This is a genomic window from Pontibacter virosus (genome assembly GCF_003096355.1).
In the GTDB taxonomy this organism is placed as follows: Bacteria; Bacteroidota; Bacteroidia; order Cytophagales; family Hymenobacteraceae; genus Pontibacter; species Pontibacter virosus.
This window is the reverse complement of sequence record NZ_QEKI01000015.1, coordinates 34,523-55,717: the sequence shown is the minus strand read 5'-3', so window position 1 is coordinate 55,717 and position 21,195 is coordinate 34,523. Positions and strand designations below refer to the sequence as shown.

The 21,195-nt window shown below is 46.7% G+C and carries 19 protein-coding genes; 7 read left to right on the top strand and 12 right to left on the bottom strand.

Translation table 11 applies throughout. From position 1 onward, the window contains the following. Positions 1–145 precede the first annotated feature (145 nt). Positions 146–733, top strand: coding sequence for a riboflavin synthase (locus tag C8E01_RS17565; RefSeq protein ID WP_116544770.1), 588 nt, complete (start codon positions 146–148; stop codon positions 731–733). A 3-nt stretch (positions 734–736) separates the two neighbouring features. Here the strand turns inward: C8E01_RS17565 and C8E01_RS17560 are convergent, their stop codons facing one another. From C8E01_RS17560 to hemF, 4 genes are all read right to left on the bottom strand, one after another. Next, positions 737–1,669 carry a DUF4249 family protein gene (locus tag C8E01_RS17560; RefSeq protein ID WP_116544769.1) on the bottom strand — a complete coding sequence of 311 codons (933 nt, stop codon included), beginning with the start codon at positions 1,667–1,669 and terminating at the stop codon, positions 737–739. Between the two features lie 4 nt (positions 1,670–1,673). Then, positions 1,674–4,046 (bottom strand): TonB-dependent receptor, encoded by a 2,373-nt coding sequence (locus tag C8E01_RS17555; RefSeq protein ID WP_116544768.1) that lies wholly within the window; start codon positions 4,044–4,046, stop codon positions 1,674–1,676. Positions 4,047–4,089: 43 nt separating this feature from the next. Further along, positions 4,090–4,677: a phosphatase PAP2 family protein gene (locus C8E01_RS17550; protein ID WP_116544767.1), complete on the bottom strand. Its 588-nt coding sequence runs from the start codon at positions 4,675–4,677 to the stop codon at positions 4,090–4,092. A 114-nt stretch (positions 4,678–4,791) separates the two neighbouring features. Next, entirely contained in the window at positions 4,792–5,691 is a 900-nt protein-coding gene (gene hemF / locus C8E01_RS17545; RefSeq protein WP_116544766.1) for an oxygen-dependent coproporphyrinogen oxidase, read from the bottom strand. Positions 5,692–5,992: 301 nt separating this feature from the next. Here hemF and C8E01_RS17540 point away from each other — a divergent pair, with 301 nt between their 5' ends. Next, positions 5,993–8,071: an alpha-ketoacid dehydrogenase subunit alpha/beta gene (locus C8E01_RS17540; RefSeq protein ID WP_116544765.1), complete on the top strand. Its 2,079-nt coding sequence runs from the start codon at positions 5,993–5,995 to the stop codon at positions 8,069–8,071. 65 nt (positions 8,072–8,136) lie between these two features. Here C8E01_RS17540 and tamL read toward each other — a convergent pair whose 3' ends face one another. Next, the gene (gene tamL, locus C8E01_RS17535; RefSeq protein ID WP_165820678.1) at positions 8,137–10,578 is read right to left on the bottom strand and encodes a translocation and assembly module lipoprotein TamL; all 2,442 of its coding nucleotides are present in this window, start codon (positions 10,576–10,578) and stop codon (positions 8,137–8,139) included. 15 nt (positions 10,579–10,593) lie between these two features. Here tamL and C8E01_RS17530 point away from each other — a divergent pair, with 15 nt between their 5' ends. Beyond that, positions 10,594–11,346, top strand: coding sequence for a TrmH family RNA methyltransferase (locus C8E01_RS17530; protein WP_116544763.1), 753 nt, complete (start codon positions 10,594–10,596; stop codon positions 11,344–11,346). Between the two features lie 65 nt (positions 11,347–11,411). Here C8E01_RS17530 and C8E01_RS17525 read toward each other — a convergent pair whose 3' ends face one another. The 7 genes from C8E01_RS17525 to C8E01_RS17495 form a co-directional block, all read right to left on the bottom strand. After that, positions 11,412–12,539, bottom strand: coding sequence for an outer membrane beta-barrel protein (locus tag C8E01_RS17525; protein WP_116544762.1), 1,128 nt, complete (start codon positions 12,537–12,539; stop codon positions 11,412–11,414). 12 nt (positions 12,540–12,551) lie between these two features. Then, positions 12,552–13,436, bottom strand: coding sequence for a hypothetical protein (locus C8E01_RS17520; RefSeq protein ID WP_116544761.1), 885 nt, complete (start codon positions 13,434–13,436; stop codon positions 12,552–12,554). Positions 13,437–13,457: 21 nt separating this feature from the next. After that, positions 13,458–13,991 (bottom strand): RNA polymerase sigma factor, encoded by a 534-nt coding sequence (locus tag C8E01_RS17515; protein WP_116544760.1) that lies wholly within the window; start codon positions 13,989–13,991, stop codon positions 13,458–13,460. Positions 13,992–14,259: 268 nt separating this feature from the next. After that, positions 14,260–15,651 (bottom strand): undecaprenyl-phosphate glucose phosphotransferase, encoded by a 1,392-nt coding sequence (locus C8E01_RS17510; protein WP_116544759.1) that lies wholly within the window; start codon positions 15,649–15,651, stop codon positions 14,260–14,262. 251 nt (positions 15,652–15,902) lie between these two features. Next, the gene (locus tag C8E01_RS17505; RefSeq protein ID WP_394342111.1) at positions 15,903–16,385 is read right to left on the bottom strand and encodes an XrtX-associated membrane protein; all 483 of its coding nucleotides are present in this window, start codon (positions 16,383–16,385) and stop codon (positions 15,903–15,905) included. Then, a complete protein-coding gene (xrtX, locus tag C8E01_RS17500; RefSeq protein WP_116544757.1) occupies positions 16,342–16,878 on the bottom strand; it encodes an exosortase X in 537 nt (178 codons plus the stop codon). Before xrtX ends, C8E01_RS17505 begins: the two co-directional genes overlap by 44 nt. Before the next feature lie 43 nt (positions 16,879–16,921). After that, a complete protein-coding gene (locus C8E01_RS17495) occupies positions 16,922–17,176 on the bottom strand; it encodes a PID-CTERM protein-sorting domain-containing protein (protein ID WP_116544756.1) in 255 nt (84 codons plus the stop codon). A 684-nt stretch (positions 17,177–17,860) separates the two neighbouring features. Here C8E01_RS17495 and C8E01_RS17490 point away from each other — a divergent pair. From C8E01_RS17490 to C8E01_RS17475, 4 genes are read left to right on the top strand one after another with little or no spacing between them, the layout of a single operon-like run. Then, a complete protein-coding gene (locus tag C8E01_RS17490) occupies positions 17,861–18,913 on the top strand; it encodes a Gfo/Idh/MocA family protein (RefSeq protein WP_116544755.1) in 1,053 nt (350 codons plus the stop codon). Positions 18,914–18,919: 6 nt separating this feature from the next. Next, positions 18,920–19,423 carry an acyltransferase gene (locus C8E01_RS17485; protein ID WP_116544754.1) on the top strand — a complete coding sequence of 168 codons (504 nt, stop codon included), beginning with the start codon at positions 18,920–18,922 and terminating at the stop codon, positions 19,421–19,423. A gap of 1 nt (position 19,424) precedes the next feature. Next, a complete protein-coding gene (locus C8E01_RS17480; RefSeq protein WP_207774911.1) occupies positions 19,425–20,549 on the top strand; it encodes a DegT/DnrJ/EryC1/StrS family aminotransferase in 1,125 nt (374 codons plus the stop codon). Then, a complete protein-coding gene (locus tag C8E01_RS17475) occupies positions 20,542–21,186 on the top strand; it encodes a DapH/DapD/GlmU-related protein (protein WP_116544753.1) in 645 nt (214 codons plus the stop codon). Before C8E01_RS17480 ends, C8E01_RS17475 begins: the two co-directional genes overlap by 8 nt. The last annotated feature ends 9 nt before the right edge of the window (positions 21,187–21,195 follow it).

Here is a 21,195-nt window from a genome sequence, read left to right as displayed (position 1 = left end):
TGTATTGCGAAAATAAGCATACCTGCCCACAGTTACCTAACCGGATCGTAATTTAATCTTCCCTGCAAACGGAATAACAGGACGTAACCGTGCATTTGAGCGAAATCATGGTTAATTTTGTATTCAGTTAACAAATCAGAAAATCATGTTCACAGGTATAATAGAAGGCATGGGCCAGGTGCAGGCCATTCGGGAAGAGGGCACCAACAAGCACTTCACGCTGTCGGCCTCTTTCACACACGAGCTGCAGATCGACCAGAGTGTGGCCCACAACGGCATTTGCCTGACGGTAGTGAACATCACGGATGCCGGCTATACCGTTACAGCTATCGACGAAACCCTGCAAAAAACGAATTTGAACAGCCTGAAGGTTGGCGATAAAGTAAACCTGGAGCGCTGCATGAGCGCCAACGGCCGCTTCGACGGACACATCGTGCAGGGTCACGTGGACCAAGTCGCAGTATGCGAATCAGTGGAAGATCAGAACGGTAGCTGGGTTTTTACTTTCCGCTACGATTCTTCATTAGGCAACGTAACCGTGGAGAAGGGGTCTGTGACGGTGAACGGCATCAGTTTGACAGTATTCAACTCAAAAGAAGACCGTTTTTCTGTGGCGATCATCCCTTATACCTACGAGCATACCAATCTGCATCAGGTAAAGCCGGGTTCAACTGTTAACCTGGAGTTTGATATTATTGGGAAGTATGTGGCGAGGTTGTTAGGGAAAGCTTAAACGTCACTTCACCACAATCCGATGGTAAGTCACCCCATAGCCACCCCAAACGCCCAACCCTCCGTTGATGTTTGACCTTGTGGTATTAGGTGAGCCGATGGGACTGCCATTGTTGTTCCGTTCGTTTTCCAGGGTATACCAGAAGCGGTAATGCTCTATGTCAACCGCTGCCCAGCGCACTATGATGGTGTCGCCCTTACCAAAATAACTATAGGTATCTAAATCCACATCCTGACCGCGGGGTTCGCCTCGGTCCAGCGGGAAACTCAAATTTTGCACGCCGTTGATCAGCTCATCGTTGAAAACGGAAGCAAAATAGCCCGGATAGAATGGTTCGCTGTTACGCTTTGTAAAATAACGCACACTGTTTCCCAGCGTGTCAGGGTCCTGGTAGCGGTAAAAGAGCGTAAACAGACTGTCCTGACTTGGGTCGGGGTGGGGTTGCAGAAAAAGCTCCTGCAACGGGTTCAGGTTGGGGATAGTCGTTGAGGAAGTCAGTACACGCCCCTCATGGCTGATCCGCAATTGGTAGCTTTTGCCTACTTCCCCCTGAAGCTCTTCGGTGGTATAAACATAGAAAATAAAATTGCTTTTGCTGGTCAGTAGCACTTCAGGTATAGCATACTGCTCTGAAACCACCCGCCGCAATTCCGGCCAAAAGGCAGCGGCTGGCACCTCTTTTAAGGTATAACTTTCCCCACCGCTCGACACGACCACCTGTGCCCCGTGCACGAAACTATCCTCCATATCGGCAGGAGATAAGCCCGCGAAAACCGGTCTGCTGCGTGTGAGTACCAACACCGGTGGAGCCCCCTGTTCAATGTGCCCTTCCACCACCAGTTGCTCCTCGCCGGCAGGAATATCGATAGTTAAGTTCTCTTCACAGGAAGTTAGAGACCAAAGTAATAACAGTACCAGAATATAGCTCAGTCGCATCGTTTTACCATTTAAAATTCCAGGTGACGGATGGCAGAGGAAAAGGGATCAGCGACACCTTTTTGGCCTGTATTTTTGTATCTGTGCTGTAGGGCGTGCCGTCGCTGTCGATGAAATACAGAAACGGGTTTCGGCGCCCATACACGTTGTAGATCGCAAATGTCCAGCTGGATTGTAGCCTACGCTGTGTCTTTCCCTCCAAAGTGGCCGACAGGTCAAGGCGGTGAAAAGGCTGCATCCGGAAGCTGTTGCGATCCCCGTACTGGTAATTGACAGTCCCCTCAATTAGATAGCGGCGCTCAGGCATGGTGGTCGCTTGGCCGGTTCCGTAGACAAAACTGCCACCAAAAGTCCAGCGCGGATTGTAGGTATAAGTGGCCACTAAGGACACATCATGCCGGCGGTCGAAGCGGGCGGGGAAGGTGCGAACCTGGTTAATGTCGGGAAACGTGCGGTCGGTCCGCGACAAGGTATAGCCGAGCCAGCCCTGCAGTTCACCATAATTCTTGCGCAGAAAGAACTCTGCCCCATACGATTCACCGCTGCCCCGCACAAATTCATATTCCAGATCACGGTTGCTCGGACCAGCCACAAAACCTTCGCGGTATTCTAGCTGGTTTTCCATGGTTTTAAAATAGAGTTCTACGGAACCTTCGTACATGTTCTGGTTGAAGCTCTGAAAGTACCCAATAGCATATTGGGTCGCCCGTTGCGGCTCCACGATTGCCGAGCTCGGCACCCACACATCAAGCGGTAAGGTGGTGTAGGCATTGGAAACCAAGTGCAGGTACTGCGCCGATCGGGTATAACTGGCCTTGACAGACGATGCAGCATTCAAGGTATAGCGTGCTGATACCCGTGGCTCCAGTGCCTGGAAGGTTTTAACCCGCTCTCCTTCGGCATACGCTACCGAATCGATAGCCCGTTGGTTTTGGTCGAATTCATAAAAAGTGAAAGGGCCCGTTTGTGCAAAATAACTACCCCGTATACCTAGGCTCAGCAAAAGCCGATCCGTCACATTCCAGTCATCGGACATATAGATTGCTGCCTGATGGGCTGTCTTAGAGAGGATCCGATCGGTAGAGAACACATCTCCCTCGGCTGTTTCGGCGCTGCCTGTGCGGGGGCGCAAGGTATGGTGCGTGTACTGCATGCCATATTCCAGATGATGCTGCGCTGAAGGAGTATAGACAAAATCTGCCTTGGCTGTGTAATCCCGGATACCGGTTTCTACTGAAGTCGTAATGTCCCCGAAATCCCAGGTGAAATCAAACGCGTAGTTGCTTAGTATACCTGAAACATCCACCGAGTGCCTGTCCGAAAACCGGTGATTCCAGCGTGCTGTGGCAGCGGCATTGCCCCATTGGAAATCAGCCTCGAAGCGGCCGGATGATAAGGTGAGCGTGCCCACATCTTTGCCGTAATAGCCGCTCAGGTATAGCTTGTCCCTGGACGATAGTGTATAAGAAACTTTCCCGTTGAAATCGTAGAAATAGTACGGCACACCGCCTTGCTCAGTGTTTTTCAGAAATGGTTCGAACAGAACATCCACATAGGTGCGACGGGCGGAGAAGATGAACGCAGCCTTGTCTCTTATCATAGGTCCTTGTACCGTCAGACGGGAGGCGATCAATCCGATACCGCCTTCTGCCTGCAGGCTGTCTGCACTGCCTTCGCGCAACTCCACATCCAGCACCGATGAGAGGCGTCCGCCATATCGGGCAGGCATGTTGCCTTTGATCATGGTAGCATTGCTGATTGCATCGCTGTTAAAGACCGAGAAGAAATTGAGCAGGTGTCCCGGGTTGTAGACCACCGTCTGATCGAGCAGAATCAGGTTCTGATCGGATCCGCCGCCGCGCACATAAAAGCCTGTGTTGCCTTCCCCGCCGGATTGTATACCCGGCATCAACTGTACCGTTTTCATAATGTCCGTTTCCCCAAATAACACGGGCAGCGTCTTCACCGATTGCATCGGGATATCAAGCTCTCCCATAGTCGCGGTTTGGGTGATGGGCTTAAGGCGTGTGCCGATCACTTCTACCTCGCGGGTGCTGTAGGAGGCTGGGGCTAGTCGCAGATCGAGTGTTTCGTTGCTGAAGAGCTGCAGCGGCGTTTCCTGGTTCTCGTAACCTATGTAACGGATAACCAAGGTATAGCTTCCGGGTGGAGCGCTCAGGCTATACCTGCCGTCAGGCTCCGAAACGGTGCCGATAGAGGGACGTTCCTTCAAACTGATGGAAGCGCCAGCCAACGCTTCAGCTGTGTTAGCGTCGAGCACCTGACCGCGCAGCAAAAAGCTGTCCTGTGCCCATGCGGGCAGCACGGGCAGAAGTATGAGCGGCAGAAACAGATATAAGAAATGTCGTAGTTGCAAGTCCGGAAATCAGCTGTTCTAACAATACGACAGAAACAGCGCATTATGCCAAAGGTTTGTGCTGAAAGCGGGTATATTTTCGCAGCCACAAGCGGTAGCCCACAACCGCCAGCATAGCGGTACCTGTACCAACCAAAGCACCCCCAACAATATCACCCGGATAATGTACACCCAGGTAGATACGGCTATAGGATACGACCACGGCCCAGATCACCAGCACGATCTTGAAGATCAGGTAGCGGTCGCCCAGGATTAAGTTAAAGAACACGGCCAACGCAAAACCCGTTGAGGCGTGGGAGGAGAGAAAGCCGAACCTACCACCGCAGCCGCGCACCAGATTCACCAACTCCGAAATTTCCGGATCGTGGCAAGGGCGCAGACGGGCAAAGTATGGCTTAAAAATACCTGAGGCCACATAATCGGCCAATCCTATACCTGCCACCGCCATCAGCAACATCGGGATGCTCTGCAGTTTATAGCGCCAGATGATGTAGCCGATCAACAGGAGGTAAAAAGGAATCCAGAAATACTTATTAGAAACCGTAACCATGACCGCGTCCCAGAACGGACTCTGCTGCTCGTTCAGGTATAGGAACAGTTCTTGGTCCAGTTTCTCCAGTTTTTCCAGCATATAAGAGCAACGGTAAATTAATGTTTAGAAATTCAGAAGTTGAAAGGATGCCTGACGAATCAGCATTCGCTTAAAAGTTTAATAAAAACTGATACCAATTGCATTGGTTCAGGACTACGCAATATTGATCCAGTCGATTTCCTTCTTGAGGTAGCCCAGTGTTTTTTCTTCTGGTCCGCCCGGTTCCGGCTTATGGTTGTAGACCCAGGAGGCATGCAGCGGTAAGCTCATCAATATAGACTCGATGCGACCGTTAGTAGCCAGCCCGAACTTGGTGCCGCGGTCGTACACTAGGTTAAACTCCACGTAACGGCCACGGCGGATGAGTTGCCATTGTTTCTCCCGCTCCCCGAAAGGCAGATTACGGTTCTCGTTGATAATTTTAGTATAGAAAGGCGCAAAAGCATAGGCCACATCGCGTACGAAGGCAAAGCGCTCTTCCATACTGATTTCATCAGTCGCCATCAGTCGGTCGAAGAAGATACCGCCCACACCGCGTGTTTCCTGTCTGTGCTCGTTGTAAAAGTAGTCATCCGCCCATTTTTTGAACTCCGGGTAATAAGAGGGATGGTGCTTGTCGCACACGGCTTTCATGGCTTCATGAAATTCCCGTGCCTGTTTCAAATCAACATAGATTGGGGTGAGGTCGATGCCGCCGCCAAACCAGGCCGTGCCGTTGCCGGCTTCGAAGTAGCGCACATTCATATGCGTTATTGGCACCATCGGGCTGTGCGGGTGCATCACCACCGAAACGCCCGTCGCAAAGAACTTCGGGTCCGGCATCTGCAGCATTTTCAGGAATTGGGGAGAAAGCTCGCCTTGCACGGCCGAGAAGTTGACACCGCCTTTTTCGAGTACGTTGCCGTTTTCGATGATGCGCGAAATACCGCCACCGCCCTGCTCGTGCTGCCACTCGTCTTTCTGGAATTTGGCACCACCATCGCAATTTTCAAGGTCGCGTACCAGGTCTAACTGGAACTGCCGCATAAAAGCTTCAACTTCTTCTCTGAACATTTTTTCTCCTTTTTGATTATTGGTATCACGACACACGTATCACGTAGCACGACTTTATTGGGACAAAGGAGTATTTAAAACAGTACAAAAGACTTATAGGGAACGGCTATACCTTGGTGTCCATATTCTTTTGTCCTTTATCACGAAGTCCTCGACAATAAAAAAAGTCGTGCTACGTGATACGAAATACGTGATACGTACCCACAAAATTACCAAATAAACCCCGCTCTACCGAACATTCGTAAGGATTTCAGAAAAAGGGCTTTTTTGCTTAACTTCGGGCAATAACTAAGCGCAACCTATGTCTAAAGAACTGATGGAGGCATTTAAGATTGACACGGGCATTCTTAAAAAGGCTTACCGACTCATGATAACTGCCAAGACCATGGCAGACACCTACGAAGAAAACAAAACCATTTGCAGCAAGTACGTCCACAGCACCTCGCGTGGGCACGAAGCGATTCAGCTGGCTACGGCTCTTCAGCTAAAGCCCTACGACTACGCCTCGCTCTACTACCGCGACGACTCCATGCTGTTAGGTATAGGCATGCAACCCTACGAACTGATGCTGCAGCTAATGGCCAAAGCAGATGACCCTTTTTCAGGCGGCCGCACCTATTACGGACACCCATCGCTGCGTCGTGAAGGATTCCCGACCATTCCGCACCAAAGTTCAGCGACCGGTATGCAGGCTATACCTGCCACCGGTATGGCACACGCCATCGCCTATTTCGAGTCGCAGGGACTAACCAATGGAGAGGAGAAGCCTGTGGTGCTTTGCTCGCTGGGTGACGGCTCTGTGACCGAGGGCGAGGTAGCAGAGGCATTTCAAATGGCAGTGCTAAAGAATCTGCCGATCGTATACTTGGTACAGGACAACGACTGGGGCATTTCGGCCACGGGCAAGGAAATGCGGGCTATGGATGCCTACGAGTATGCGGCTGGTTTTAAGGGTATGGAACGTCTGCGCGTGAATGGCTCTGACTTTGCAGAGTCATACGAAGGCATGCGGGTGGCATTTGAATATGCGCGGGAAGTGCGTAAACCGATACTGGTGCACGCCAAGGTGCCCTTGCTGGGGCACCATACCTCTGGTGTGCGTCGTGAGTGGTACCGTGGAAACAACCTGCAGGAACACAGCGTGAACGACCCGATCCCGAAACTGCGCCAGGCTTTGCTTGAATCAGATGTTACCTCTGAGGAGATTCAGTGGCTGGAACATGAGGCACAGAAAACAGTGGCGCAGGACTACCAGCGTGCGCTGGATGCTCCTGTACCTGATCCTGTTACATTCGACCAACATGAATTCGCCCCGACACCAGTTACCGAAGAAAAAGGCGAGCGCAGTCCATCCGGCGCTGAAAAGACTATAATGGTGGATGCCGCCCTGCATGCCGTGGACGATATCCTGCGCACTTACCCGGAGGCGCTATTCTATGGCCAGGACGTGGGAGGGGAACTCGGCGGTGTTTTCCGAGAAGCAGCCTTGCTGGCCAAGAAATACGGCGACGCCCGCGTGTTCAACACCCCGATCCAGGAAGCTTATATTGTGGGCTCTACCGCAGGCATGTCCGCCGTTGGAGCCAAGGCCATTGTTGAGATACAGTTTGCCGATTACATCTGGCCGGGCATGAACCAGCTTGTGGAGGAGCTTTCCAAGAGTTGCTACCTGTCCATGGGCAAATTCCCGGTGCAGTCGCTGATCCGGGTTCCGATTGGCGCCTATGGCGGCGGTGGTCCGTATCACTCGGGAAGCATAGAATCTACGCTGCTAACCATACGCGGTATAAAAGTAGTGTACCCAAGCAACGCAGCCGATATGAAAGGTTTGATGAAAGCCGCTTTCCTTGATCCTAACCCGGTGATCATGCTCGAGCACAAAGGCCTTTACTGGTCGAAAGTAGCCGGTACGGAAGACGCTAAAACCGTAGAACCGGACGAGAACTACATCCTGCCACTCGGCAAGGCCAATGTGGTGCAATACGCTGACCAAGAAGAGGTACGCATGGGTAATAGCATGACTGTGATCACTTACGGTATGGGTGTGTACTGGGCTAAAACAGCTTCCAGGCAATTCAAAGGCAGCGTAGAGATCCTCGATCTTCGCACGCTCAACCCGCTGGATTTTGAAGCAGTAGTTGCTTCCGTACGTCGCCACGGCAAAGCTTTGGTGCTGACCGAGGAACCGTTGATGAACTCATTTGCTGAATCATTGGCTGGTCGCATCTCCAAAGAGTGCTTCCAGCAGTTGGATGCGCCTATCTATACCTTGGGTGCCGCCAACCTGCCGGCTATTCCTTTGAATGTAGAATTAGAGAAAATGATGCTGCCGAATCCTGATAAAGTGGCAGCGGCCATGGAAGAGTTGCTGAATTACTAAATTAGGTATAGCTGATAATAAAAAGCCCCGCCAATTACTGACGGGGCTTTTTTATGTACCAAAGTTTAGAAAGGATAACCGATGCCAATATTCAGGTTAGTCCGTCGATCAGCGGGGTCTGTCTGGCGGAAAAAGTCAGAGAAGCGGAAGTCGCGAATCACAAACTTATTGCCGTTGATATCGCCGGCCGGGTCATACACCTGTGTGGCAAAGTCAAAGCGCAGGATCACGACCGAGAAATTGAGACGAAGGCCAAATCCGGTACCCACAGCGAGTTCTTTGTAGAAGCGGTTAAACTGAAACTCGGAGCCGGGGCGGTTATCGGGCTTGAGCATCCATACGTTGCCAGCATCCACAAAGAGCGCTCCGTTCAAAAATCCGACCATATTGAAACGATACTCGGCACTGGCCTCCAGTAGTACTTCGCCTGGCTGCTCTGCTATGTAAGGACGCTGTACTGGTTCTCCATCTACATCAACCGTACGGTAAGAACCTGGCCCCAATCGTCGGGCTGTCCAGGCGCGCACGCTCGAAGCGCCGCCTGCAAAAAAATACTTGTCGTAAGGCAAAGCGGTAGAGCCAAAAAGCGGACCGCCCACCCCTGTGTTTACTCTGTAGACAAAGTACCGCTGCCCACCCAAGGGGATGTAGCGTCGGTAGTCGGGGTTGATTTTAGCGTATTGAAATTGTCGCAAATTGCCCATTTCCGGCAAAATGCCCAGCTTGGAAGTGAGTCCACCCACCTCGGTAAGCACACGCAGATACCTGGCGTTGCGGGATTGTATAAAATCGTTGGTGTTATAAATCAGGTTGAAGCCAATGAATGAAATAAACCCACTCCTAAAACTTTCAAAAAAAGAGCGGCTCAGATCACTCAGCTCTCTTAAGTCTTTCTGGAAGGTTGTATCGATGCGCCCCACCTGGATCACGTTCACGTTCACGGGCGAGAACACATATTGCACCGTGGGCGTTTGCAGCGGACGAGGGTACTTGTACCAAATATAGTCCAGAGAAGACTCGTATATTGACCGCTGAAATTCTAAACGGTTCACATTGGTATAACCAGCATACAAACGTGTGCGGGGATTGAAGTCCTGCAGTATGTTTTTACCTCCGAAAGGCAAAATAAACAGGGGAAATGTAAGCGCAGCATCCCCCCCGAGCTCCCGTATCATCACTGTTTGCTCGGGGTTAGAAATGTTATACTGCCCTTCCAGGCCTCCCCTTATACCGAACTCCAGGTTCTCGGCCCCGCCAAACACATTCCGTATTTTGAGACGGACAGTCGAGAATGGTCCCGGCCTACGCTCCGTGTAGTTCAGACCCAATTCAGTCGTTTCCTGAAACTTCTTGGACGGTAGGGCATTGACAAAGGCATTGAGCTGGTTACCGGCCAACGAGTCTGTTAAATTGGTAACCTTACTGTAGAGGACGTTGTTGAACTGAAATACATCCATTTCCGCCAGGCGCCTTTGTGTGAGAGAAGTCCTGAACTGGCTGTAGCGCTGGCCAGGGTATACGGACACCTTTTTGTCCAGAATATTAGGTGAGAACTTCTGGTCATAGGCCAGGTACTTCACATTGTTATACTCCAGGGTGTCCCTTACCAACCCAAAGCGATCTGCATCTGTTTTGAAATATACATTCCGGATGGTATATGCTTTATGGGAAGACTGATCTTCGGGGTTTTGGATAATGGTGTTCACCCTCACCGTATTCTCTCCAAAACTAGTGTCTACCTCAAACTCGATATAAGCGCGTGCAAAATCAAAATAACCGTTGTGGCGGATCATTTCATACAACCGATCACGCTCAGCGCTGATAATTTGTTCATCGTATACATCACCGACCTTAAGCAACGACCTATCCTGATACCGTTTTACGACATGAAGCAATGAGTCATCAGGAACCGTGAAGTCGAATTCGCTGTAGCGGTAAGGCTCGTTTTCGGCAATGTTGAGCGTAATGTATACCTTTTTGCCCTTCACCTGCTTTTCATAACTCACTTCATTTTTAAAAAAGCCTTTGGTGTTCATGTAGATTTCCACCTGATCCTGGGTACGCTCCATCAGCAGGGAGTCATAGATGGCGGGGGGCTCACCGATCTGCATCAGTAGGTTGCCTTCTTCCTTGCGGCCCTGCTGCCGGGCGATGCGGCGGTCAAAACGGTCTTGTATCCGGCGGGATTTGGTAGAATCGCCACCAACTTCGGCTATTTTAGTAGCGCGCTTTTTGCGTAACTCCTCAATGCGCTCGTCGATGCGGGAAGGGCTGTAAAATCTTTTCCCAAAATTATAAATGGCCAAATAGGGGGTAGAGGCCAGGAAAGTACGGTTTGGCTGCTGTTGGTAAAGTGCCTCTACCTCAGTCTGACTCACATGGTTTATCCCTTCGGGTTCTATACCTAACAAGAGCTGCTCGTTTTCGCCCAAATTTTTGGTGGGCACACAGGCAGCAAAACTAATAATTGTAATTACCAGCCCGAATATGTAACATCGTGTTCTCAAACGATTCTCTGCTCTATGTTGTCGAAAGCAATTGTAAAGTACGTTAATGCCCTGCAAGTAAAAAAATACCGCAACCAACACCAAGCCTTTGTGGTGGAGGGTGCCAAAAGTGTACTGGAGTTGCTGCATTCAGACTTTGAGCTACAGCACCTGTTCATTACCGAAGAATTTTTGCAGGAGCACGGTAACCAGCTAAGCAAAGGTACACGATACGAACTTGTTACGGAACAGGATTTGACAAAGGCGGGTACTTTTTCAACTAATAATGCCGGACTGGCTGTGGCCCGCATGCGCCAACTGCCCAATTTACAGTTCAAACCCGGTGAATTTACGATCGCACTCGACGATATACGTGATCCGGGCAATCTGGGCACCATCATTCGCATTGCGGACTGGTACGGTATTCAAACGATCGTATGTTCCGAAACCTGTGCTGACTTTTACAACCCCAAAACCATTTCAGCTACCATGGGTTCCTTTACCCGTGTTAAAGCCTACTACCTCAACCTGGGGGAATGGTTGCGCGAGCTTCCAGAGGGTATCCCCATCTACGGGGCCTCGCTGGACGGTGAGAACCTGCACCACATGCAATTGCAGCCCCACGGCGTAGTAGTGATGGGAAACGAAGCCAACGGCATACGCCCGGAAGTCGCTAATGAGGTAAACCACCTGATCAAGATCCCGGCATTCGGCAAGGCAGAGTCGCTGAACGTAGCCACGGCCACGGCCATCATCATCGACAACTTTATGCGGCATGCAGTTATCTAAAACAGAAGAGACCTCCGATTAGAGGCCTCTTCTGTTAACAGTATAATCACTTAACAAACAGATTCTTAATTAAGTAGTCTTAAACCAAAGCTGATCACGTTGGCATCCGGGCCACGATTGTCTTTGAACAGGTCGTTCATGTTGTATTTCACAAACAGGTCCAGGTTGCCGTAGCCTACCACGCCGGTCAGGCCATACTGAAAATCACTCAGGTTGTAGCTGCTGCGTATTTTTTCTTTTTGGGTCTTGCCGCTGTCTTCATACTTCAGCTTGGAATGCCCGCCCAGGCGATAGCCTACAAACGGGCCGGCTGCAATCTTAAATCCTTCCTTGCCGTTCTGGCGCTTGAATTGCAGCATCGGCATAAGCGGAATATTTACCGATGAATGCGTCAGCTTAGACTTATCGTAATTGGTTTCCGGTTCGCGGCGGAAAAAAGTCACATCGTCTACATCCTCTTCGATGACAAAGTTGCGATCAAACATATAGTTGTTGAAGGCGAACTCCAAACCTGACACCAGGTGTAGCGGGCTTTTGCGACCCCCAATTTGCGATTTAAGGTGCCAGTTTAGGCTTACGTAGCGGGATCCGAGCGGCTTCAGGTCAGGAACTTGCTGGCTTTCCGTATTCAGGAAATTGTTAAGGCCCAGGTCTACGTCAAAGTTGAAACGGGTGGCCTTGTACGACTTTTTCACGTCGCTGGTGCGTATGCTGTCACGTTCGGCCCGGTTCGGCACATTTACGTCTACTTTGGTGTTGCCGTCCTTTTCTTCAATTTCTACGTCAATCTTGATGTTTTTATTGATGCGGATCTGGTGCTTTTCTTTCGTTACCTTACCATCTTGATCAGTCTCCTGTACGGTAATGGTGACCGTCTCAGGGTTATCATCATCCTTGCCAAACACAACCGTCGTTTCCTGCGACTTCAGTTCCTTGTTAGCGCCGTCCATACGGTCTACCTGGTCTACGTACTTATTCAGAACGCGCATCAGGGAGTCGAGGCTATAATTTTCGAAAGCCTTGAGCTGCTCCATGTTCTGCAGGTATAGCACCATTTTAGCGCCATTGGCCATTTTCACAACGATCGTGTCCTGCTGGCCGAGTCGCTCGCCTATGGTTTGTCCGTCTTTGGCAGACGCACCGGTGGCTGCAGCCAAGATGATGGCTGTTACGAGAAGTAGTATCTTTTTCATGGTTTTAAAAGATTAGAGTTGAATGACTTTTGATATTTTCTGTTTTCCAATTTGTGTTTCAAGTGCAATTCTGTCTGCGTTGATACCGAGCTCAGACAACTCCACCCGTTCTCCGTTAGACAGGTTCCGCACCTGCTTAAAAATGTTCTTTGCCAGTTTTTGCTTCTTTTCAAAGCCGCTAAGCTCTACTTCTGATTCCACTTCTTGCACAGCGACGGCTCGTTTTATTATAATTTCTACCGGTTGGGCGTTCAAATCCACGGTGTTAGCAGCGAAAGTAGCCGGAGCAGTTTCTCCTGTGTTACCAATTTCGACTTTCTGAGGTGCGTCAGGTGTAGCCGGCTGCTCTACCTGTGCTGCCAACTGTTGAGCAGACACCGAATTTCTTGTACTGTTTTTCAGGCTGGCCTTTTTCACATCCGCTCTGGTTTCTGCTTTGGCGATCATTTGCTTCTTAACCATTTCTGCCTGCGTGGTTGCTGGGGTAGTAGTTGTGGAAGGTGTAGCAGGCTCAACCACTTCTTTAACATCTGATGGCGAAGTCACAGGTTCTTCAGTTACTTGTGCTAGTTGCGCATCGGCCATAACTGGCTCAGGTATAACGAGAGGCTGCTCTGGCTTCAAACCGTTTACATCGGCCAAGCCGTCTCTGTCAACTGGCACAGAGCCGTTCTGCACGTTGTAAAATACGATGCCCACGGAGAGTAACAGCGCAATGGCGGCCGCGATAGAGTAGGAGAGCCACATAAACCCTCGCGGCTTCGATTCGCCTTTGTTGGCGGCAGGCATTTCAGTTTCTATCCGGTCCTGCAGTCTGTTCCAAAGGTCGGCATGAGGTGTCGGTGACGAAGGTCCCAAACGCTCCTTGAATAGCTTGTCTATGTCTTCTGGTTTCATAACTGAACCTCCTTATTATTTTTAGCTAGCGACTGCTTCCTGTCCGGTCAGTCTTCGTTGCAGCATGGCGCGTGCTTTGCTTAACTGCGATTTCGAAGTGCCTTCCGTGATATTCAGCATATCGGCTATTTCTTTGTGAGAATATCCCTCAATTGCATACAGGTTAAAAACTGCCCTGTAGCCGGCAGGTAAAGTGCGCAAAAGCTCCAGCAATTCGCCTTCTGCCAGATCGTGGTCGGCTCCCATGCTACCCGCCACCTGTACGTGGTCGTCTTCTATCGACAGGTATAGCGACTCTTTCTTTCTCAAAAACCCCAACGCTTCATTCACCATGATGCGTCTTACCCAACCCTCGAAGCTGCCCTTGCCTTCAAACTTGTCTATGTTTTGGTATACCTTCATAAACCCATTGAGTAAAGCCTCCTCAGCATCCATCTGGTTTTTGAGGTAACGCAGGCACACACCGTACATCGGCGAGGCAAAGCGCTCGTAAAGGCATTTCTGCGCTTTACTTTCGGCCTTTTGGCAACCTGCTATTAACTCCTGTTCCGTCACGCTGGGTAAAATTTTATCAAATGATGTCGCTTATCTGGCCTTTTCTGAGCTGTTTTGCTGCTCTTTACCTCTTAGATGTGGATACTCGTCCGGAGGTTGCCTAAGCAAAAATAAATTTCTCATATTTTTTTTGAATAGCGCTACCGTTGGCTATAAAATACTGGCTTTCAGCTTAAAATAAAAAAGCTGTATTTGCTTCAATAGTCGTTTAGACATTAGAGCAAAACAGCCTTAAAAACTTGAATAAGAATGATGAGTTTAACTATTATTAATAAGCCTTGTCATTATACCTAAAGCCCTGCCAAATTGTAAGGAAGATAATTTTCAGATCGAGCAGAATGGACCAATGTTCTAGATACCATAAATCAGCTTGTACACGATTAAGCATAGCTATAGTCTCTTTCGTTTCGCCCCTATACCCATTTACTTGTGCCCAACCTGTGATGCCGGGAGTAAGGAAATGCCGAACCATATAATTATCAATCACTTTAGAGTAATCTTGTGTGTGCTTAAGCATATGGGGACGAGGACCGACCACAGACATATCTCCCATAAAGACATTGATAAACTGTGGTAATTCGTCAATACTTGTTTTCCTGATAAATTTACCAACTCGGGTAATCCTTTGGTCTCCCTTGCACGTCTGTAATGTATCACAATCTAAATTGACCTTCATGCTCCTAAACTTGAGACAATAAAATACCTTATTCCTTTTACCTGAGCGTTGTTGCTTAAAAAACACTGGTCCCTTAGATTCAAGTTTAATAATCAAAGCCATAAGAGGTATAAGCCAACTCAAAATTAAAACTATGACAAGTAATGAAAAGAAGATATCAAAGCCTCTTTTAAGAATTTCATTGGCCTTACTTTCCAAAGGTTCTTGTCTGAGCTTAAGGATAGGTACGTAACCGAACAACTCCACCAAGAAATTATGATGGATTGTACCTTTAAGATCTGGCACTAATCTAAAAAGAATCATATGCGCGTCTGCCTCTTGCATTAGTGATTCTATCTTGTTGCTTTGGTTATATGGTAATGCGCAGTAAATTTCACTTATACCATTAGACTCAGCATAGCTTATACAGTCATCTATTTTTCCTAAGTAGTTTATATGAGGAGGGACGTTAGATGGATTATCATCAAAAATTCCAACGACGTTATAATCTAGTTGATTGTTGATAGTAATGTAGTTATAGAGATCTTTTCCCGCTAAGCTAGCACCAACAATAGCAATATTATTAGAACCTAGCCAAGATTTTCTTCTATACTTTCTTAATAATAAGAATGCAAATCTCAAGGAAAGGATCAGAATTGGTAAAAGGATAAAATAATAAATAAATGGAGTTGGTGGAATATATAGCTGAGGCAGAATAAACTTTATAAGTATAGCTAATATCATAAATAAACATAGCGCTCCAACATTAGCTCTCATTATAGGAACAGCCTCTCGTTTTAGTATCTGACTGTAAATATTAAAAACATGTGAGCAGTAGAACCAACAAAAGTTTAAAAGCAGCAAAGTTAATTTATAGTCATATACCTCTCCCCAAGCAAAACTGCGTTCAGATATTATAAATGATAGGTATAGAGTACCATTTATGATAAAATAGTCAAGTGTTACATTAATCCAGCTAAATAAGGTAGAGTATTTATGTGACATAAGATATTAAACTAAATTAATTCAAAATATAATTTAATATAATAAAGCAAATATTATTTGGTATATTGAATATATTAAATTTGATAGAAATGAAATTATTTAAACTATCTTATAAAAAATATACCATTAAAAATCTTAAAAGATTACTATATTTAGTTAACTTTAGTGAATGGCACAGAATTGATGGTAGAAGTTTATTTATTCTAATTATTAATAAATTCAGAAGAGAAAATGATCCGTTTTATTTTATATTATTCTTTTACTGCTGGAATCAGACTAAGGGCAGGAATTAATATAATTATTGGCATAGGAGATACGAGCAGTGTATCAATTCTAAAAGCAACCGTGTGGAGTTGAGACAACTCTGATTGCTCAGCGCACACATACATTCCTAAAGTCAATACAAAAAGAAATAAATAAAGCAGAATAGCAATTTTAGTGATTTTAGAAGCCCCAAAATAGTAATGTATTATTAGTAAACATATGGTACAATAAAGAATTCTATAAATCATTGTCAAAGCTCTGCTGCTTACCTCAAAATATTTTAAATCAAGGTATGCCCCCTTATTTTGAAAAGAGGTTTTAGATAATTCATCCAAAATAAAAGCAAAATACCCTTTTACAGATTCTTCCTGGTGACCTATCAAAACCAACATAGTGATAAGACTAAGAAGGATAGTCCATTTCCATTTAATAACTTGTTGCTTGGGACTTAGGATTTTGCGCCTTAACATGTTTTCCTACTCCGGAATATCTTTTAACCCAAATCATCCATAAAACAAAAATAGCCGCGTACACAATTATTGTAAAAGTGTATTTGTGGTTGAAGTCTACTGTATAACTAAAGTGATGTGCATTTAGAGCCAAAGCAGACACACGTAATATATTCAGGATATAAATTAGTAATAGACCAATAGGGATGAAAAATAGCTTTTTAATGATAGGACCTGGAAAAGCAACAATGAAGCCTGTAAAAAGAGCCATCAGCACCATCCCATTGCAAGCATGATAAACAAAAACAGTGTCTGCGCCATCTATCTGCACCATAATACCGTTTGCGTCAGCATTATATCCAATAAAGCTCAGAAAGTGCACTGTTGAGTGCACAATTTTCAGGCTTAACCAATTGTCTAGTAGGCTCAGCCAAAAATCATACACAAGAAACCACACAATGCAAAGGCTCAGTGAGAAGATTAAAAACCTCAAAACTATACCATGCTCTCTCATAGGCGATAGCAGCTAAGAATGTTATAATAAGAGCAATAGCTAATCAAGTATAAGGGTTATTGCTTCTGTTGCTTTTTCGATAGTCCCTTAGCTTTTTAATACCGTAAGCCGTGCCAGCTGTCAGCAATACAGCCACACCACCATCTAAAGGTACACCTGTAGCACCTTTGTTTCGGCCCGGGGTATCACCATTGCGGCTTGGTCTATCTATGTTTCGCCCTTGCGCTACCACATCTATAGTGGCTGTAAACAGGAAAATCACCAATGTAATCACTGTACTGGTTAATATTTTTTGCATGTCTATTTTATTTTATGTGTAACAGAATAAAATGATGGCTTCAAATTTCAAATTCGACATTCGGCAATTTCAAATTCGACATTCGGCAGAAGATGATTAGTTAAATATTCTCTAAATCACTCTTAATCTAATAATTATGAAGAAGCGATGAGTTCAAAACAATATTTACTAGAATAATTTTACGAAATAGCAAGATTATAGACTGAGAAAATTAAATAATTTTCAGATAAAAATACTGAATGAAGATGCAAAAGTTTATTTACTAATAATTACTTGACTTATACTAACAAATCATATACGCTCGCCTTTTAAGAACTGCCTTTATTTAACTTAAGTAATTTTTGTTTAAATAAATTCGTATAAGGTGTCTACAACCCTTTTCTAAAAGCTTTTGACAGAAGCTATTATAACAACAAACATTCGTCATCTCTGCATTCAGTACCTTGGAAATACATTAGCCTGTGGCTGTCTATATTCCATGGAAGCTTTACGGCAGGTGGGTGCCTGCATTAGTTTTAGGGTTACTGTATTTTATGCATTAACAAATTTGGTGTTTCTTTTTAAGATAGCAACAAGCATATTGATTCTTTAATCCTAGAACATTAGTTGACTCAAATAATTAAGTGCCAAGGTGATTGAAAAACATTTAAGTGCAATTTTGATAATCACTCAAACAGCAAAGCTATGGTAAATGTAGGCATCATCGGTTATGGGTACTGGGGGCCCAACCTGGTAAGAAACTTTTTCGCTGCGGAGGATTGCTGCGTAAAGGCTGTGGCAGACTCACGCCCGGAGCGGTTGCAACAACTGGGAAAAGTATATCCTACTATAAAGGGAGTACGAGACGCAGAAGACATCATCTACGACCCAGGTATTGACGCTGTGATTATTGCAACTCCTGTATCAACGCACTTTACCTTGGCCTGGAAAGCACTGGCAGAGGGAAAGCATGTGCTTATCGAGAAGCCAATGACATCCTCCACTGAAGAGGCCGGATTGCTGATAAACCTGGCAGAGCAGAAAAGGGTGCTTCTTATGGTGGACCATACTTTTCTGTATACAGGTGCAGTACAAAAAATGAGACAGTTAGTAGAAAGCCAGGAATTGGGAAATATAAAGTATTTGGATTCAACCCGTATCAATTTGGGTTTGTTCCAATCAGATATCAATGTGCTATGGGACCTTGCCCCGCATGATATCTCCATCCTGAACTACATAGTGGATGAGCGCCCCTACAGTGTGAATGCAACAGGTATCACCCACACGAACAACAACATTGAGAACATTGCCTATCTCACTGTAAATTATGCTTCCGGATTCATCGCCCACTTCAACTGTTCTTGGACCAGCCCTGTGAAAGTAAGGATGATGCTAGTGGGCGGAGACCAGAAAATGATTCTGTACAATGATTTGGAGCCTACGGAGAAGATTAAAATATACGACACGGGCTACAGCTACTCAAATGATGAGGAAAAAAAGCGGGTGTTGGTAGACTACCGAACAGGTGATATACATGTACCTAAGCTTGCCACAACGGAAGCGCTCCTCGTCATGGCTAATGACTTCATCAGCAGTATACAGGAGAAAAAGCAACCTAAATCCTCCTGCCATTTGGGCTTGGATGTGGTGCGCATTCTGGAGGCCTCTAACAAGTCTATCAAGCAAAGCGGGCTCGAAGTCGTATTGGACGCCAGCACTGTCCCATCACAATCAAGTACACAAGAAGTCTTAATCTGATACTCTATGGACACAGTTACAATCGATAATGAAAAGCAAAGCCTCCACAATATAAGGTTAGGCAAGGACGTGAAGATTTACAATTTCGTGAATGCCTATGGCTGTAGTATAGGCGATGGCTCTAAGGTGGGTACTTTCGTTGAGATACAGAAGGGAGTTTTCATTGGCAAGAACTGCAAAATCTCCAGCCACACCTTTATCTGCGAAGGGGTGCATATAGCGGATAATGTCTTCATTGGCCATAACGTCACCTTTATCAACGATAAGTTTCCAAGGGCTACGAACGGAGATGGCTCTATGCAGACAGAAACCGATTGGAGCTGTGTAGAAACATACGTGGAGGAAGGGGCTTCAGTAGGCTCAAGTGCTACCATACTGTGTGGTGTGCGCATTGGCAAAGGAGCCATAGTGGGTGCCGGCTCTGTCGTGACCAGAGATGTTCCTGAAAATACTGTCGTAGCGGGTAACCCGGCTAAAATAATGAAACAAGCTGACCATTTACTTGTCTGATATGCAAACGATAGCCATCCAGGAGAAAATCCCCTGCCTTGACCTAAGAGGTCAGCACCAGCAGATTAAAAGCGAGATATTTACGGCTTTTGAGAAAGTGTATGAAAACACAGCCTTCTCTGGTGGGCCTTTTGTGGAAGAGTTTGAGAAGCATTTCGCTGCCTTTTGCCAGACAAAGTATGCCGTCGGTGTAAACAATGGAACGTCTGCTTTACACTTAGCTATGCTCGCTTTGGGTATCGGGGTAGGTGATGAGGTAATCGTTCCAGCAAATACCTTTATCGCTACTGCCTGGGGCGTGTCCTATACAGGAGCCACTCCTGTCTTTGTGGATTGTACACCTAATACCTGGCAAATAGATGCATCCAAAATAGAAGATAAAATCAATTCCCGCACGAAGGCCGTTGTAGGAGTGCACTTATATGGGCAGCCCTTTGATGTGGAGGGCGTTCAGTCAGTGTGCCAGAAATATGGGCTATACCTATTAGAGGATGCGGCACAGGCTCAAGGAGCACAGTACAAAGGCGCACCAGTAGGAGGCTTTGGGGAGTTAGCCTGTTTTAGTTTCTACCCCGGAAAGAACTTGGGAGCATGTGGAGAGGCTGGAGGCATTACAACTGACAATGAGCGGTACTACAAGCATCTGCTCAGCCTTCGGAACCATGGATCTATGGTACGCTACTACCACGACATGGTTGGTTTCAACATGCGCATGGGAGGACTGGAGGGTGCCTCTTTGAATGTGAAGTTGAAGTACCTGCCGGAATGGAACAAACGAAGGAGAGAAATAGCGAGGCGGTACCAGATGGGAATCACGAATCCGCACCTCCAAATGCAGGCACAGCCAGACTGGGCGGATTCAATATACCATCTTTTTGTAGTGACGACCGAGGACCGGGGAGAGCTTATTAAATACCTAAACGGTCACAACATATACCCCGGTCTGCACTACCCTGTTCCATGCCACCTACAGAAAGCGTATGTAGACTTAGGCTATAAAAAAGGGGACTGTCCGCATGCAGAGTATTTGGCAAGCCATTGCTTGTCCTTGCCTATGTATGCTGAGTTGACAGATGAAGACGTGCATCAGGTGATAGGGGTATTGAACTCATACAGAAATGCCTAAGAGGAAACTTATTATATTTCCGTTTAATGGCAATGGGATAGAGGCACTCGACTGCATTGATCTTAATAAATATGAACTGGTTGGCTTTGTAGATGATGATGCATCGAAAAAGTCAGACCTGTACGATATATACTCACGTGACTTACTAGCTAAGTATAAAGAACTCCTAGTTTTGGCAGTGCCGGGAAGTCCTGCTTCTTTCCGTCACAGAAAGGAAACAATAGCTTCATTAAACATAGAAGAGGGCAGGTATATCACTGCTGTACATTCCCGAGCCTCTATTGGCAGAGATGTTCAGATTGGTTTCAACTGCCTGGTAATGGCAGGGGTGGTGCTCACCAGCAACGCACGCATCAACAACCATGTATGCATTTTGCCTAACTCAGTGATTCACCATGATGTGGTTGTGGAAGATTATTCGCTCGTAGGGAGTAACGTAGTGGTAGCAGGTGGGACTACTATAGGGAAGAGCTGCTATATCGGTAGTGGAACGAATATTATTAACGGCATAAGTATAGGTGATGAATCACTGGTAGGCTTAGGGAGCAACTTGTTGAGAAGTGTTACGGGCGGAGCAAGAATGGCGGGAAATCCTGCCATAGACCTGAATGCCCGCTCTAAAAATGAGGTGCTTTAAAATGTTACA

What these genes read in the sequence shown, in the direction of transcription:
- C8E01_RS17565 (WP_116544770.1), top strand. Translation starts at nt 146, where the DNA reads ATGTTCACAGGTATAATAGAAGGCATGGGCCAGGTGCAGGCCATTCGG.
- C8E01_RS17560 (WP_116544769.1), bottom strand. Translation starts at nt 1,669, where the DNA reads ATGCGACTGAGCTATATTCTGGTACTGTTATTACTTTGGTCTCTAACT.
- C8E01_RS17550 (WP_116544767.1), bottom strand. Translation starts at nt 4,677, where the DNA reads ATGCTGGAAAAACTGGAGAAACTGGACCAAGAACTGTTCCTATACCTG.
- hemF (WP_116544766.1), bottom strand. Translation starts at nt 5,691, where the DNA reads ATGTTCAGAGAAGAAGTTGAAGCTTTTATGCGGCAGTTCCAGTTAGAC.
- C8E01_RS17540 (WP_116544765.1), top strand. Translation starts at nt 5,993, where the DNA reads ATGTCTAAAGAACTGATGGAGGCATTTAAGATTGACACGGGCATTCTT.
- C8E01_RS17530 (WP_116544763.1), top strand. Translation starts at nt 10,594, where the DNA reads ATGTTGTCGAAAGCAATTGTAAAGTACGTTAATGCCCTGCAAGTAAAA.
- C8E01_RS17525 (WP_116544762.1), bottom strand. Translation starts at nt 12,539, where the DNA reads ATGAAAAAGATACTACTTCTCGTAACAGCCATCATCTTGGCTGCAGCC.
- C8E01_RS17520 (WP_116544761.1), bottom strand. Translation starts at nt 13,436, where the DNA reads ATGAAACCAGAAGACATAGACAAGCTATTCAAGGAGCGTTTGGGACCT.
- C8E01_RS17510 (WP_116544759.1), bottom strand. Translation starts at nt 15,651, where the DNA reads ATGTCACATAAATACTCTACCTTATTTAGCTGGATTAATGTAACACTT.
- C8E01_RS17505 (WP_394342111.1), bottom strand. Translation starts at nt 16,385, where the DNA reads ATGTTAAGGCGCAAAATCCTAAGTCCCAAGCAACAAGTTATTAAATGG.
- xrtX (WP_116544757.1), bottom strand. Translation starts at nt 16,878, where the DNA reads ATGAGAGAGCATGGTATAGTTTTGAGGTTTTTAATCTTCTCACTGAGC.
- C8E01_RS17495 (WP_116544756.1), bottom strand. Translation starts at nt 17,176, where the DNA reads ATGCAAAAAATATTAACCAGTACAGTGATTACATTGGTGATTTTCCTG.
- C8E01_RS17490 (WP_116544755.1), top strand. Translation starts at nt 17,861, where the DNA reads ATGGTAAATGTAGGCATCATCGGTTATGGGTACTGGGGGCCCAACCTG.
- C8E01_RS17485 (WP_116544754.1), top strand. Translation starts at nt 18,920, where the DNA reads ATGGACACAGTTACAATCGATAATGAAAAGCAAAGCCTCCACAATATA.
- C8E01_RS17480 (WP_207774911.1), top strand. Translation starts at nt 19,425, where the DNA reads ATGCAAACGATAGCCATCCAGGAGAAAATCCCCTGCCTTGACCTAAGA.
- C8E01_RS17475 (WP_116544753.1), top strand. Translation starts at nt 20,542, where the DNA reads ATGCCTAAGAGGAAACTTATTATATTTCCGTTTAATGGCAATGGGATA.